The organism is Pseudomonas sp. SJZ078 (genome assembly GCF_007828255.1).
Lineage (GTDB): Bacteria > Pseudomonadota > Gammaproteobacteria > Pseudomonadales > Pseudomonadaceae > Aquipseudomonas.
In genome coordinates, this window is record NZ_VIUG01000001.1 from 120,572 (window position 1) to 134,643 (window position 14,072).

Consider the following 14,072-nt stretch of genomic DNA (forward strand, 5'->3'; position numbering starts at 1 on the left):
AAAGAGCGTGTTTATTCCGGCATGGACCAGGATTGCAACTTGTAACCTTCCTGGCTCAATTCGGCGCGGGCCTGTTTCAACAGCTTGGCCAGTTGGGCTGGATCGGTATAAGCGCTGCTTGGAATCTGAGTGCGGCCAATATGGGTATTGGTGCGGTCGACGACGGTCAGGCTCAATTCGCCGTTACCATCCTGTGGAGCCCAGGCCACGCACTGGAAAGGTTTAAATGCGCGGTCGGCAATCAAAAGAGCTTCGTTGATACGGAGCGGGGCGTTCATGGCGTTCTCTCATAAAAGTGCCCAATCAGATGATGTGCCGTCGGTTGGGCGGACCGTGCGGCGGGTTACTTGTACTGATGTTCCGAACCGTGGATCAGGTCACACATTCCTTGAATAAATTTCGATTTTCTTTCAGACCCGCTCAAAAGCCTTTTGTTTGAAAGCGCCCTGAAAGATTTCCGATACGGTAACTAACGAAACGCTCGCTTATAACCACTTTTAAGAGGTTTCAATAATCAATTGATACAAGGGTGCGTCAACTTCTTGCTACTGTTACATGCAGGTTCGCCAAACGACTGTTTCTAATAATATTTCTTATTTTTGGCGCCAAGGATCAGTCATGATCGAAGCCAGTACGTCACGTCGTCTGCTCGTGGTTGATCCCTGCGATGATTGCCATCGCCTGTTACCGGGCCTACGCACCGTGGGTTGGGCGGTAGAGAGTTGCTCTCTCGAACATGCCGCTGATCGAGCGTGCGACGTGGGGCTTTTGAGGTTGCAGCCTTTTCACCTGGAGCGTCCGGAAGCGGTCAAGGAGTTGATCAGCCGCAGCGGTACCGAGTGGATCGCCGTGCTTAACCAGGAAGTGCTGCGCCTGAAGAATGTGGGCGATTTTGTCTGCGAATGGTTTTTTGATTTCCATACGCTGCCCTTCGATGTCTCACGGGTCCAGGTGACACTGGGCCGGGCGTTTGGCATGGCGCGGCTGCGCGGGCAGGGCTCGGTTCATGTCCAACTCCCCGAGCATGAACTGCTGGGCGACAGCAAGCCGATTCGCGAATTGCGCAAGTTGTTGAGCAAACTGGCGCCCACCGAGTCGCCGGTATTGATCCGTGGCGAGAGCGGTACTGGCAAGGAACTGGTGGCGCGCACCCTGCATTCACAGTCCTTGCGGCGCAATAAGCCGTTCATTGCCATCAACTGTGGCGCGATCCCTGAACACTTGATTCAATCCGAATTGTTCGGCCATGAGAAAGGCGCGTTCACTGGGGCTCACCAGCGCAAGATCGGTCGCATCGAAGCGGCCCACGGCGGGACACTGTTTCTGGACGAGATTGGCGACCTGCCGCTGGAGTTGCAGGCCAATCTACTGCGATTCCTGCAGGAAAAACACATTGAGCGAGTCGGTGGCAGCCAGCCGATTGCCGTCGATGTCCGGGTACTGGCGGCCACCCACGTGGACCTGGAGGCGGCCATTGAGCATCGGCTGTTTCGTGAAGACCTGTACTATCGCCTGAACGTGTTGCAAGTGGTGATGGCGCCGCTGCGGGAACGCCACGGCGACCTATCGATGCTCGCCAGTCACTTTTCTCATCTCTACAGCCAGGAAACCGGTCGTCGGCCCCGTAGCTTCAGCGAGGATGCGCTGGTGGCGATGGGCATGCACGACTGGCCGGGCAATATCCGGGAACTGGCCAACCGTGTCCGCCGCGGCCTGGTGCTGGCCGAGGGGCGGCAGATCGAAGCCCGGGACCTTGGCCTGGCCAGCCCTCATGGGGTCGTAGCACCGATGGGCACCCTTGAAGACTACAAGACCCGTGCCGAGCGCCAGGCATTGAGCGATGTGCTCAACCGTCACAGTGACAACCTGAGCGTCGCGGCCCGGGTCCTGGGTGTGTCCCGACCAACGTTCTATCGCCTGCTGCACAAGCATCAGATCCGCTGAGTGATCTCCTGTATGGACCCTGTGGGAGCGGGGGTGGGGGGGGGGGGGGGGGGGGGGGGGGGCCGGGGGGGGGGGGGAAAACCCCCAAAGACAGACAAACCCCCCCCCCAACACACCGCCCTGTGGACCCCCCAACTTCCCGGCCGTCGCTTCCGCTCCCCGCCCGGGGGGGCCGGGCGGGGGCCCCCGGGGGGGGGGGCCCCCCCCCCCCCCCCCCCCCCCCCACCCCCGCTCCCACAAGGGTTCTGAGTTGAACAGGCAAGCTGTGGTCGCCAGCAAAACCTGTGTGAGCCTGGCCTGCGCTAGAAATAATACGGAAACTTGAGACTGAAGCTGAAATCCGGCGCATCGTCGGTCAGCCCGATGGACAGGTTGGGCACGATGGTGAGGTTGTCGGAGGCGGCGATGGTCATGCCGATATTGAAGTAGCCGGCATTGGCATCACTGGAGACCACTGACTCCCAATCCCCGCCGTCCTGCTTGAGCTTGCTCTTTTTCTGGATCAGGTCCGATATCGAGAACGACATGCTCATTTTCTCGTTCAGCGCAAAGGCCAAGCCTGCGCCGATCTGAAAGCTGTCGCCGATCTGTACCTTGCCCGGCACTTTCTGGTTGACGGTGGAACTGATGTCGTCGAACGACTCTTCGAAGTTGTGGGTGTAGGCCAGGGTGCCGAACAGCACGGCCGGGTCGAACGTCTTGACCAGGGAAAGCCCGGGGGTGATCGACCAGACGCCGTTGCCGGTGGGTAAATCCTCCGGTACGAACAGGTTGGTATTGCTCGGGGACTGGCGCAGCTTGATGCCAAATGGATCCTTGCCGGTCGGGGCCTTGACGCGCAGGGTCACCACCGCGTCAGGGGTATTGATCGATTCGTCCATGAACTTGTAGGCAATGCCGAAATTGACATCGCCGATAGTGGGGTCGCGGGTGACGGTTTCTTCGCTGGTGACACCGGCTGCGCCGTTATTGGCGCCGCCGGACTGGTACGTGGATTCGCGGTAGACCACCGGTACATTGAGGTCGAACTGCCAGCGATTGTCGAAGTTGTAACGGCCGGTGAGGTCCAGCGTCCAGGTGTCGGCCTTGATCCGATCCAGGTTGATATTGCCCAGGAAAATCGAATCCAGGGCCAGGAAGCCATTGAGGATCAGTTGCCGGGTGTCGTAACGCGAATAGGTCACCCCGGTTTCGAAGCTGAATTTGCCGCCACCGAAGAAGCCGCTGGCCTCGTCATAGAGGTTGGAGACGCTCTGGGCCGGTTGCGAATCGTCGGCCAGGGATTGTCCGTAGCCGCTGCCGCCAGCCGTTGCCGCGCCGCTGCCGGCCACGTTCTGGTTGCCTTTCATATCGGCCGGGGATTTGACCAGGCGCTTGGGCGGTGGGGCGGCAGGCTGGTCTTCTACCTGGCGCACCCGTTGTTCGAGTACCGCCAGGGCTTTTTGCTGGACCTCGTATCGTTGCCGGAGCTCGAGCAGCTCCTGCTTCAATGCCTCGATGTCCGCATCCGGTGCTGCTTGCAGCAAGGTCGCCGGGAACAACGTGCTCAGACACATTACAGCGCGCAACGATACGGATCGATACATGAAAATGCCGTCCCTATTTGCCCAGTGGTCGAAAGGCAGCGTAGTTCAATACCCGAGATTGCGTAGGCCGCGCAGCTGCGTCAGATTGCAGTCCAGCGCCCCGGCACTGGGGCCGTTGTTGTTCAGCACCACGTTGAGCTGGGTCATGTTGTTGACCATGTTGCTGTTGCCCAGCAGGCGGGTATTTTGCAAAAGACCTCCCTGGGCGACTTGTTGCAGGGTGCTGCCCTGGTTATGGCTGGCCTGGATCGCCATCTGCACACCGCTGCCGGTGGCGGTTACCGCGACGCTGCCGGCGGCGTTGCTGCCGCTGATGGTCTGGCCACTGGTCAACAGCTGGCCTTGGGAGGGGGCGAGGGCGGGGGGCTGGTTGCTTTCTTTCACATTGATGCTGACATTGTTATAGGCGGTATTGCCATCGCCGGCGGCCCGGACGCTCTGGGTGACGCCCTGGCCGGTCCCGAGGCCTGCTCCACCGGTAATGTTGCCGCTGCCCTGTTCCGGAGTGCTGCCATTGCCGGTCTGCTTGATGGTGGAGACGTAGAACTCGGGCTTGACGGTGGAGGCCTGGATCTGCATGGAGCTGGTCGCGCCGATCAGATCGCCGCTGGCGTTGCGCCAGGTACTGCTCATGACGATGCCGAAGCTGATGACCCGCCCGGGCATAACATACCGACCGCGCAGCTCGGCGAGTTCCTGGTCCTTGACCTCTATGGGTTTGAATCCGGCATGGGCATAGCCCGACGCGGTCGCGGCCAGGCAGGCCAGCGACAGCCAGTATGAAGTTTTCATGTACCGCTCCCGGAGCATCCTGCTCCTTTTGTATTTATCGTTGGCAGTTGGTCGGCGATTAAAAAAAGTCGCTCTGTATGAAACCGAAATCCATCAATTCCGCATCCTTGACCGGGTTGAATCCATCCAGCTTGTTACGTGCCGTCAACGGTTGCGGCGGGCTGCGTAGTGCATTGGTCTTGTCGTAGCCGGGACCGACGATGGCAAAGACGATGCCGTTCCAGCCCTTGACGAAGTCGTCGTGGGCGTAGCGCTTGTGCCCTAGCACCGGGTCGGCGATGTAGACCCACTGCTTGTCGGCCCGCTGCAACACCACGAAGTGCTTGTAGCCACGTATTTCCATCAACACCACGACCGGAATCGTCACGGCTTCGAGCTTTTGCGCCGGTATCCGGTAGCCTCGGGCGCGCATGCCGATGACTTCCACGTAGCGTTTCATGTCCAGCATGGAGAAGCCCTGGGTGCGTACGAGGTCCTGGTCGGCATTGACCAGCATGCCTTTGATGACATGCTCTTCATCGACGTCCAGCCAGTAGGCCTGGCGCAGCACCGTGGCCAGTGCGGCGGCACCGCAGCTGAAATCGGTTTTCTGTTCGACGATGTTGCTGAACTTGCGCTCGCGCACGCTTTGCACCGGTTTGTAGACCAGCATGCCGCCGGGCAGGGCGGCGACCGGCATTTGCGCAGCTTCAGTGACACAAGCCATGCAAAGCAGCAGGGAAAGGGCAGTCGCACGCATGATCGATACGCCTTGTGGAAACCCTGGAAAAGAAGCCCCGTTGCCGGGGCCCCATTTCACACGTAGCTACATGCAGGCTTTGCAGCCGGCAGCGATGGACAGCGAGTTGCTCTGTTGGTTGCCCACGCCCGCCGACACGTTGGCGCCGCCGTTGCCGGAGAAGCCGTTCATGGAGTTGTTCATGGTGGCGTTGTTGATGACAGGGTTTTTCCAGCCATCGCGGGTCAGCACTTGTTGAGTATTGCTGCCGGCCAGCTCGAAAGTGCCCACGGCGGAGAACTTGAACTTGTCGTCATCATGACCGCCGCCATAGCCACCTTTGTTGCCCCAGCCGCCATGGTCGTTGTCTTCGGCGGTACCGGTGCCTTTGGCCTTGAACGTGCCGGAGGCTTCATAGGTGCTGGTGAGGGTGTCGGTCTTGTAGGTCTTCACGCCTTTGTTGTCCACCACCAGGCCGGTGGAGGTCTGGTCGGCTGCGGCCGAGGCTTGTGCCACACGGCCACCCGATACGGCGATGGCCAGGTTGTTTTTCTGTTGGTTGAAGTTGCCGGCGGTCACGTTGATGCCGATGTTGCCGGAGCCGTTGTTGCCCGCGTTGGTGAGCGACGCGTTGTTTTGGGTCGAGTTGTTTTTGACGTAGTTATTGTTATTGACCTGGGTGGCGCTGGACATGGAGAGAGCCGAACCGAAGATGAAGCTTTCGTCCGCAGTGGCCAGGGCGGCGGCGTTGTCTTGCTGGTTACCGTCGCCGGCCGCGACGTTGGCGCCCATGTTACCGTTGCTGCCATTGAGCGAGTCCTTGGCTTCAGCGGTGTTCCTGGTGGCCTGGTTGGTCACTACGTTACCGTCGCTGTTCTGCTCATCCAGCACCGTAGCCCCAGCACCGGCGCTGATGGAGAGCAGTTGATCCAGCGTCGGCCCTTGGTGGTCATGACCGCCATGACCGTGACCGTGGTTGTTATTGTTGCCACCGGCCTGTGCGGCCATTGCCATGACAGCGGCGAGAGCGAAAACCAATGGTTTGAGTGCCATTGTCGGTTTCATGGTGTTTCTCCTTGCGTGTCGTTGGTTAAGTGTGTCGGTACTTTCTTATGGTTTTACAGCCCGGGTCAGTCTGCGACCCGGATGCTCAGGGTGTTGGCCATGCGGTTCCCCACCCCGGCACTCTGGTTCACCTGGATGACCCCTCGGCTGCCGGTGAAGGCCTGGTCGCTGGTAACGACCTGGCGGCTGCCGGTTGGGGTGCCAGTTGCGCCTGAGTTCGGTAATAGCGCCACGTTCTGTTGAGAAAGCGCGCTGTCGTCAATGCTCTGCGGCTGGGCACTGATACCCACCCGCATGACATTGGCCATCTGGTTGTTGGCCCCGGCGGACTGGTTGACGCCCAGCACACCGTTGCCGTTGCTGAAAGAGCTGCCGCCGATGCGGGCGGTTGCGTTCATGGAAGGATCGGCGGGGGTGTCCAGCTGCTGACGCACGATGGTGGTGGCCTGTGCCTCGGTGCCGATCGCGATGGCCCGGGTGTTGGTCTGCTGGGTGCGGTCGCCCGCCGCCTGGTTGACGTTGAAGTTACCGGTATAACGGCTGCCGGAATCCTGCAAGGTGGCGCTGCTGACCATCGCCACGCCTGAATCGGCGAATGCCGTGGTCGAGCCGAGCAGGGCGAGCAGGAACAGGACCGGTCTCATGTCATTGACCTCCCGCCAGACGACCCAGCGGGGCCAGGCCGGAACTCAGCGAGCGATTGATGGTGCCGGAAATCGCCCCCCCGCTGCCGCCGCCATGGCCAGCGCTCATGCCGGGCATGCCGCTGGGGTTGGTGACGACATTCAAACCCTGCACGCCGGAATTCGTGTTGAGGGTGTTACGGATCGCCGAGCCGCTGGCGACGCTGGCAAATTCGCCGTCGCTCAGTTCGGTGCTGGTGGTCGCTTGGCTGATTCGATCGGAAGGGTTGGCATTGACGGTGGTCGGGTAGGGGTCCTTGCCACCGTTGCGACCGATATGGACCGGCTGTACGTCACGGTTGAGGACAATGACGCCGTTGCCTTCGGCCTGTACCGGCAGGCTGAGGGTTGCGCTGGCGACGCAGCCGATCAACCACAGGACGGTCAAACTTCTATCGAAAGTTCCCACGGCATCGATTCCTTCTTCGGTGGGCTGGCCTTGGTCCAGCGTTGCGAAGGGGATAGAGCAGATGCCGTGCCGGTTTGTAAAAAATCTTTTGATTCAATGGGTTGGTTATTGCGGCGCACCGGCTGGTGCCCGAGTTGTTTCAAGACTGAGACAGGCCGCATGAAGGTCAACTGGCCAGCTGCTGTCAAATGGCTCTGGATCCAGGCGCTTGACGGGGTGTTTCAGTGACTTGACAGTCAGGATGGCAAACCGCTGAAACAGCGTTGGGTCCGGGTTTGCCGCGACGACAATGTTTCAGGAATGGAACAGGATGGCGCTGTGCCGGCATTCCGCCCGGCGGGCGACTGTTCAGTCCTGGAGCAGTTGGCTCACGGCTTCGAACACCTGGCGTTGGCGCTGCGCCCAATCGCCTTCGATCACCTGGAAAGGTTGCTGGTGCCGGACCAGCCAATCCTCGATGGCCGCGAAAAATTGCAGGCGTTGCGCCAGCTCAGGCTGGCAGCGCAGACCGTCGCCAGTCCATTCGACCTGCTCGGGGCTCAACAACAGATGGAGGTCGTAATGACGGCTCAGCAAGGCCGGCTCCAGCCAGTCCGGGCAATCGCCGAACAGGGTCCGGCTCCAGAGAATATTGCTCAACAGGTGGGTGTCGAGGATCAGTAGCGCCGGCAGCCGGGCACGGGCTGCGTCTTCCCAGGCCAATTGTCCGTTGGCGATCTCGGTGATGTCATCCAGACAGGTGTCGCGGGGGTATTGCTCCATGAAGTGGCGGACATATTCATCCACCCGCAAGCCACCGAAGCGTTCCTGCAACTGCGTCGCCAGCCAGCTCTTGCCGGCAGACTCGGGGCCGGTCAAGACCACCACCTTCATGCGCGCAGGGCCGGGTCGGCGCGCCATTCCCGCCAGCCCTGCACGGCCAGGAGGGTGAACAAGGCGTAGAGCGCGGCGGTCAGGTGCAGGCCCTTGTAGATGAACAGGCCGACGAAGATCACGTCCAGGGCGATCCATAAAGGCCAGCATTGCACGCGTTTCTGCGCCATCCACCACTGGGCCACGAGGCTGAAGCCGGTGAGCGCCGCATCGAGCCAGGGTTGGGCGGCGTCGGTCCAGTGCGCCATGGCAGCGCCCAGCACCAGACTGCCCGCTGCGCCGACCGCGAGGCCAAGCAGCACCGACGGTCCGCCCAGGCGTGTGACCTGGCGTCCGTCGTGACGCTGGCCGGCACGGGTCCACTGCCACCAGCCGTACAGTTGCAGTGCGGCGTAGACCACTTGCAGCAGCATGTCCGAATACAGCTTCACGTCGTAGAAAATCCAGCTGTACAGCAACACCATGACCAGGCCGATCGGCCAGCACCAGGGGTTCTGTTTGACGGTCAACCAGACAGCGATCACGCCGAGGGCTGCGGCAAACAGTTCAAGCCCGGACATGGCGGTTCCTTGGGGAATGGAAAAGGGGGGCGATTGTAAACGGTATGGTGGGGGCAGCTCCAACATCAATGTTGGGCGTGCCGGCGTTATCGCGAGCAGGCTCGCTCCCACAAGATTTCCGGGTTGGTCGCCAGCAGACCCCTGTGGGAGCGAGCCTGCTCGCGATGGCGGCGGGTCAGCTTCAAACCCGGAACTGTTTGAGCAGGCTGTTCAGCTGTTCGCTCAGCGCCTTGAGGCGTGCACTTGCCAGGCTCGACTGCTCCGCTGCCAGGGCGGTGCTGTGGGAGAGGCCGGCGGCCTGGGTGACGTTCTGGTTGATGTCCTCTACCACGTGGGCCTGTTGCAAGGTGGCGCTGGCGATGGAGGCGTTCAGGCTGTTGAGATTACGCAGGGCCTGGCCAATGGCGTTGAGGCTGGCGCCCGCCAGGCCTGCTTGTTCGATGGTCAGTTGCGAGGCACGGCTGCTGTCGCCGATGACTTTCACCGCGGCTTCGGAGTGAGTTTGCAGACGCTCGATCATCCCCTGGATCTCGGCGGTGGATTTCTGCGTGCGCTGGGCCAGCAACCTCACCTCATCGGCCACCACGGCAAAGCCCCGGCCCTGTTCCCCGGCGCGAGCGGCCTCGATCGCCGCGTTGAGGGCTAACAAGTTGGTCTGCTCGGCAATGGAGCGGATCACCTCCAGCACGCTGCCGATCTGGGTGCTTTCGCTGGCCAGGGTACGAATCACCTCTACCGCCTGGTCGATGGTCTGGGAAAGACGGTCGATCTGCTGCAAGCTGCCGTCGATATTGACCTGGCCCTGCTGGGCCTGGGATTCGGCGTCGCGCATTTCACTGGCGGCGTGTTCGGCGTTCTTGGCCACGTCCTGCACACCGTAGGTCACTTCGTTGATCGCCGTGGCAACCAGTTCCATCTGCTGCGATTGCTGCTGGCTGCGTTCCTGGGCCTGGGCGGCGTCGCTCCCCAGCTCATTGGACGACTGTCCCAGCGCGCTGGCTGAATCCTGCAACTGACCTACTACTTGGCGCAACTTGGTGGTAAACGCGTTGAAGTGTCGGGCCAGTTGGGTGACTTCATCCTGACCGTGGGTGTCGAGGGTGCGGGTCAGGTCGCTTTCACCGCTGGCAATATTGGCCATGGCATTCACCGTTTCCTGCAGGGGCCGCACGATGCTGCGCACGATCAGGGTCAGCAGCAGACTCATGATCAATACGATCGACAGGCCGATCAACGAGGCCTTGATCAGTTGAGCCTGGAACTCGGCCTGTACGTCATCCACGTACACCCCCGAACCGATGATCCAGCCCCAGGGCTCGAACAGTTTGACGTAGGAAGTTTTCCCAACCGGTGCCTCGGCACCCGGCTTCGGCCACAGATAGTTCACCATCCCGGCACCCTTGGCCTTGGCGATGCTGACCATTTCGTTGAACAGCGCGAAGCCGTTCGGGTCGCGGATCGCCGAGAGATTCTGGCCTTCGAGCTTCGGGTTGGTGGGGTGCATGACCATGACCGGTGTCAGGTCATTGATCCAGAAATAATCCGTCTCGTTGTAGCGCAAGCCTCGCACGGCGCTGAGGGCCTGCTTCTGGGCGGCTTCGCGGGTCAGGGTGCCGGCGGTTTCCAGGCCGTGGTAATAGCTCAGCACGCCACTGGCGGTCTGGACCACATGTTGGGTTTTCTGCACCTTGGCCTGATAGAGATCGCTGTGGATCTGTTTCAGCATCAGGGCGCCCAAGGTGAATACCATCAGGATGGCCACGACGAGGATGAGCCACAAGCGTCGGCTGATCGACACATTGCGCAAGCTATTCATACGCTGTCACTCCAGTTTCTTGTTCTTGTCATCCACGGCCGGTGGATTGCCCCCTGGGTCATAACGCGGCAGTGTTATGAGGGCTTGTCTGATAGGATTTCGGCCTCGCAACGCAAAACCTGAGCCTGCCTTGGATTTTTCATTGGTTTTCTGGGGAAGGGCGCGGGTATCGTGCACCCGCCGTGCATCATGGCATAACACTTTGATTATCGATGAGAGCCTGTCCGACGGGGCTCTTTTGGGGGATGAATGGATTTGTGGACGGCCTTTCAGGCACTGATTCTTGGCATTGTAGAAGGGCTGACGGAATTCCTGCCGATATCCAGCACGGGGCACCAGATCATCGCCGCCGACTTGCTCGGGTTCGGCGGGGAACGGGCCATGGCGTTCAACATCATCATCCAGTTGGGCGCGATCCTGGCGGTGGTCTGGGAGTTCCGGCGCAAGATCTTCGCTGTGGTGTTGGGTCTGCCCACCCAGCCCGGGGCCCGGCGGTTTACCGCCAACCTGTTGATCGCCTTCCTGCCTGCCGTGGTGCTGGGCGTGCTGTTTGCCGATCTGATTCACGAATACCTGTTCAACCCGATCACCGTGGCCGCCGCGCTGGTGGTGGGTGGTTTCATCATGCTGTGGGCCGAGCAGCGCCAGCATGAAGTACACGCCGAAACGGTGGACGAGATCACTTGGAAGGATGCACTCAAGGTTGGTATGGCCCAGTGCCTGGCGATGATTCCCGGCACCTCCCGTTCCGGCTCGACCATCATCGGCGGGTTGCTGTTCGGCCTCTCGCGCAAGACCGCGACCGAGTTCTCTTTCTTCCTGGCCATGCCGACCATGGTGGGTGCGGCTGTGTATTCGGGCTACAAGTACCGTGCGCTCTTCGTACCGGCGGATTTCCCGGTGTTCGCCATCGGTTTCGTCACCGCGTTCATCTTCGCCATGATCGCGGTCAGGGGACTGCTGCGGTTCATCGCCAGCCACAGCTATGCGGTGTTCGCCTGGTATCGGATCGTGTTCGGCTTGTTGATCCTGGCGACCTGGCAATTCGGTTGGGTCGATTGGGCGACCGCCCGGCCATGAACGATTCCGGCACTCGCAGGCACGCCGCTCGCCATACCGGAGGGGTGGTGCAGAACCTGCGGCTCAAGTTGATCGTGTTCGCGCTGCTGTGCGCGCTGCCGTTGACGGGCTCGCTGCTGCTAGGGCTGCAGGAAGCGTCATGGGTGCCGTTGACGGCCTATGGAGTCGTCAGCGTCGTGGCATTCCTGCTGTACTGGAGTGACAAGCGCAAGGCGCGCTCCGACGCCTGGCGCACCCCCGAGAACGTACTGCACGCCGTGGAGCTGGCCGGCGGCTGGCCGGGGGCGTTGCTGGCCCAACAGGTCTTTCGACACAAGACCCGCAAGGTGTCGTTCCAGGTGGTGTTCTGGTTCATCGTGCTGCTGCACCAAGCGTTCTGGGTCGACCAGTTGTTCCTGGGCGGCCATCTGCTGGCCTGGGTTTGACGTCACGGCAGTAACAAGCCGACCTGGGTGCGCTTGGGCAATCTGCTGACCACCAGTTGGTGGGAGCGTCGCAGCAAGTTGTGCAGTTCTTCGGCGCCCAGGGGGTAGGGCGTGTGCATGATGATCCATTGGGCTCGCGCCAGGTACGGGGCAGGATGAATGCCGGGGCGGTCGCAATGTCCCAGGAACAGGTCCTTGTCGACCTTGAACGCCAATGAGTCGCTGCGCAGGCCCTGCAGGGCGAACATCTTGTTCCCGGCGATGGAAAACACCCGCACGCCACCCCATTTGTAATCTTCCCTGGCGCCAGGCAGGCCCAGGCAAAACCGTGCGACATCCTCTTCGCTCAAACTCATATCGTCCTTTCTCCACAAAGGTTGAAGGCCTCCACCAGATGGTCGAGCCATGCGCGTACCGCCGGCAACATGCCGCGTCGATGGGGATAGACCGCCTGCAACCAGCCATCGGGCAGCGACCATCCCGGTAGCAATTCCACCAGTGTGCCGTCCTTCAACTCTTGCTCGCAATACATGCTCGGCAACAAGGTAAAGCCCAGGCCGGCGAGGACGCAGGCGCGTCGCACGATAAAATCGTCAATGCCCAGGCGAGCCTCCAGGGCCAGTTCGGCAACCTGTCCGCCGGCGCTATGCAGGCGCAGGTGCACCAGGCGGTCGCTTTCAAGGGCGCCGAGCACCGGGACCTGCTTGAGATCCTCGGGGGTCTCGATCCGCCGCCCTTCGACGAAGGCCGGGCTGGCGACCATGATCAACCGTGCCTGACGCAAGCGGCGAGTCATCAACAACGGATCTTCGTCACCCAGGTCACGCACGCGCAACGCTACGTCAATGCCTTCACTCACCAGGTCGACGCGGCGATTGACCAGGATCATCTCCAGTTGGACCTGAGGATATTTTTCCAGGAAATCGGCCACCACCCCGGCCAGGATTTCGTGGGCCAGCCCCACCGGACTGGAAACCCGAAGCCGGCCACGGGGCGCGCTGGACATGCTTGCCACCGCTTCGTCGGCCATTTCCGCCTCCAGCAACATGGCCTGGCAATGGCGCAGGTAACGTTCGCCCACCGCTGTCAGTTTCAATTGGCGGGTGGTGCGTTGCAGCAGGCGGGCGTCGAGGCGGTCTTCCAGTTCGGCAATACGTCGGGACAGCCGCGACTTGGGGATGCCCAGGGTCCGTCCGGCTGCCGCGAAGCCACCGGCTTCGACGACTTTGGCGAAGTAATAGAGATCGTTAAGGTCTTGCATGTCGGGCTCGATTGTCCTGTCAGTGGAACGAACTATCGCATCATTGCTGGCTAATCGGCCATTGGTTTCATCGGTAGGATGGTCTCCATTCGATCGCCCGGTAGCGATCCTCATTGGAGAGCACTCATATGAAACTTCTGCACATCGATTCGAGCATCCTCGGTGACAACTCCGCTTCCCGCCAATTGAGCCGTGAGGTGGTCGAGGCCTGGAAAGCCGCCGAAACGGACGTGGTGGTGACCTATCGCGACCTGGCCGCCGATGCGATCAGTCACTTTTCCGCACAGACGCTGGTTGCCGCCGGCACCAGCGCCGAATTGCGTGACGCCGCGCTGCAGCACGAAGCCGACCTCAGCGCCGCTGCGCTGGCTGAGTTCCTCGCGGCGGACGCGGTCGTGATCGCGGCACCGATGTACAACTTCACCATCCCGACCCAGCTCAAGGCCTGGATCGACCGGATTGCCGTCGCCGGCAAGACGTTCAGCTACACCGAGGCCGGTCCACAAGGCCTGTGCGGTGGCAAGAAGCTGGTGATTGTTTCCACGGCTGGCGGCCTGCACGCCGGTAAGCCCAGTGGCGTGGCCCATGAGGATTACCTGCAACATATGTTCGGTTTCCTCGGCATCACCGACATCGAAATCGTCCGCGCCGAGGGCCTGGCCTACGGTGATGACATGCGCAACAAGGCCATGAGCGAAGCCAAGGCGCAGATCGGCGAACAGTTCGCTGCAGCGTAAGGCCCGCACAGATCCATCAGGCTCTGAAATCCCTGTGGGAGCGAGCCTGCTCGCGATAGCGGTATATCAGTCCCATCAATGCTGACTGACCCACCGCTTTCGCGAGCAGGCTCGCTCCCACAT

The 14,072-nt window shown here is 61.1% G+C and carries 16 protein-coding genes; 4 read left to right on the plus strand and 12 right to left on the minus strand.

All coding sequences use genetic code 11. The features are described 5' to 3' along the window. Nucleotides 1-11: 11 nt before the first annotated feature. Nucleotides 12-278 carry a hypothetical protein gene (locus tag FBY02_RS00500; protein ID WP_041023194.1) on the minus strand — a complete coding sequence of 89 codons (267 nt, stop codon included), beginning with the start codon at nucleotides 276-278 and terminating at the stop codon, nucleotides 12-14. 340 nt (nucleotides 279-618) lie between these two features. On the opposite strand from FBY02_RS00500, the gene FBY02_RS00505 reads away from it, so the two are divergent. Continuing rightward, nucleotides 619-1,944, plus strand: a complete 1,326-nt coding sequence (locus FBY02_RS00505; RefSeq protein ID WP_144921778.1) for a sigma-54 dependent transcriptional regulator — start codon at nucleotides 619-621, stop codon at nucleotides 1,942-1,944. A gap of 302 nt (nucleotides 1,945-2,246) precedes the next feature. On the opposite strand, the gene FBY02_RS00510 is transcribed toward FBY02_RS00505, so the two are convergent. From FBY02_RS00510 to FBY02_RS00550, 9 genes are all read right to left on the minus strand, one after another. Continuing rightward, a complete protein-coding gene (locus tag FBY02_RS00510; RefSeq protein WP_144921781.1) occupies nucleotides 2,247-3,530 on the minus strand; it encodes a transporter in 1,284 nt (427 codons plus the stop codon). Nucleotides 3,531-3,575: 45 nt separating this feature from the next. Further along, the gene (locus FBY02_RS00515) at nucleotides 3,576-4,322 is read right to left on the minus strand and encodes a hypothetical protein (protein ID WP_144921784.1); all 747 of its coding nucleotides are present in this window, start codon (nucleotides 4,320-4,322) and stop codon (nucleotides 3,576-3,578) included. A gap of 58 nt (nucleotides 4,323-4,380) precedes the next feature. Next, the gene (locus FBY02_RS00520) at nucleotides 4,381-5,061 is read right to left on the minus strand and encodes a C39 family peptidase (protein WP_144921787.1); all 681 of its coding nucleotides are present in this window, start codon (nucleotides 5,059-5,061) and stop codon (nucleotides 4,381-4,383) included. 66 nt (nucleotides 5,062-5,127) lie between these two features. Then, a complete protein-coding gene (locus FBY02_RS00525) occupies nucleotides 5,128-6,105 on the minus strand; it encodes a heme utilization protein (protein WP_144921790.1) in 978 nt (325 codons plus the stop codon). Between the two features lie 65 nt (nucleotides 6,106-6,170). After that, nucleotides 6,171-6,749 carry an adhesin gene (locus FBY02_RS00530; protein WP_144921793.1) on the minus strand — a complete coding sequence of 193 codons (579 nt, stop codon included), beginning with the start codon at nucleotides 6,747-6,749 and terminating at the stop codon, nucleotides 6,171-6,173. A gap of 1 nt (nucleotide 6,750) precedes the next feature. Continuing rightward, nucleotides 6,751-7,197 carry a hypothetical protein gene (locus tag FBY02_RS00535; protein WP_144921796.1) on the minus strand — a complete coding sequence of 149 codons (447 nt, stop codon included), beginning with the start codon at nucleotides 7,195-7,197 and terminating at the stop codon, nucleotides 6,751-6,753. A gap of 348 nt (nucleotides 7,198-7,545) precedes the next feature. After that, the gene (locus tag FBY02_RS00540) at nucleotides 7,546-8,070 is read right to left on the minus strand and encodes an AAA family ATPase (RefSeq protein WP_144922602.1); all 525 of its coding nucleotides are present in this window, start codon (nucleotides 8,068-8,070) and stop codon (nucleotides 7,546-7,548) included. Beyond that, entirely contained in the window at nucleotides 8,067-8,630 is a 564-nt protein-coding gene (pnuC, locus tag FBY02_RS00545; protein WP_144921799.1) for a nicotinamide riboside transporter PnuC, read from the minus strand. The genes FBY02_RS00540 and pnuC overlap by 4 nt, the downstream gene beginning before the upstream one ends. Nucleotides 8,631-8,811: 181 nt before the next feature. Continuing rightward, a complete protein-coding gene (locus FBY02_RS00550; protein ID WP_144921802.1) occupies nucleotides 8,812-10,446 on the minus strand; it encodes a methyl-accepting chemotaxis protein in 1,635 nt (544 codons plus the stop codon). Between the two features lie 249 nt (nucleotides 10,447-10,695). On the opposite strand from FBY02_RS00550, the gene FBY02_RS00555 reads away from it, so the two are divergent. Both FBY02_RS00555 and FBY02_RS00560 read left to right on the plus strand, forming a co-directional pair. Beyond that, nucleotides 10,696-11,526 carry an undecaprenyl-diphosphate phosphatase gene (locus FBY02_RS00555; protein WP_144921805.1) on the plus strand — a complete coding sequence of 277 codons (831 nt, stop codon included), beginning with the start codon at nucleotides 10,696-10,698 and terminating at the stop codon, nucleotides 11,524-11,526. Then, the gene (locus FBY02_RS00560) at nucleotides 11,523-11,951 is read left to right on the plus strand and encodes a DUF1294 domain-containing protein (RefSeq protein ID WP_144921807.1); all 429 of its coding nucleotides are present in this window, start codon (nucleotides 11,523-11,525) and stop codon (nucleotides 11,949-11,951) included. The genes FBY02_RS00555 and FBY02_RS00560 overlap by 4 nt, the downstream gene beginning before the upstream one ends. Before the next feature lie 2 nt (nucleotides 11,952-11,953). Here the strand turns inward: FBY02_RS00560 and FBY02_RS00565 are convergent, their stop codons facing one another. Both FBY02_RS00565 and FBY02_RS00570 read right to left on the minus strand, forming a co-directional pair. After that, a complete protein-coding gene (locus FBY02_RS00565) occupies nucleotides 11,954-12,307 on the minus strand; it encodes an MmcQ/YjbR family DNA-binding protein (RefSeq protein WP_144921810.1) in 354 nt (117 codons plus the stop codon). Continuing rightward, entirely contained in the window at nucleotides 12,304-13,212 is a 909-nt protein-coding gene (locus tag FBY02_RS00570; protein ID WP_144921813.1) for a LysR substrate-binding domain-containing protein, read from the minus strand. The genes FBY02_RS00565 and FBY02_RS00570 overlap by 4 nt, the downstream gene beginning before the upstream one ends. 128 nt (nucleotides 13,213-13,340) lie before the next feature. Between FBY02_RS00570 and FBY02_RS00575 the strand changes: the two genes are divergently transcribed. Next, nucleotides 13,341-13,949, plus strand: a complete 609-nt coding sequence (locus tag FBY02_RS00575) for an FMN-dependent NADH-azoreductase (protein WP_144921816.1) — start codon at nucleotides 13,341-13,343, stop codon at nucleotides 13,947-13,949. The last annotated feature ends 123 nt before the right edge of the window (nucleotides 13,950-14,072 follow it).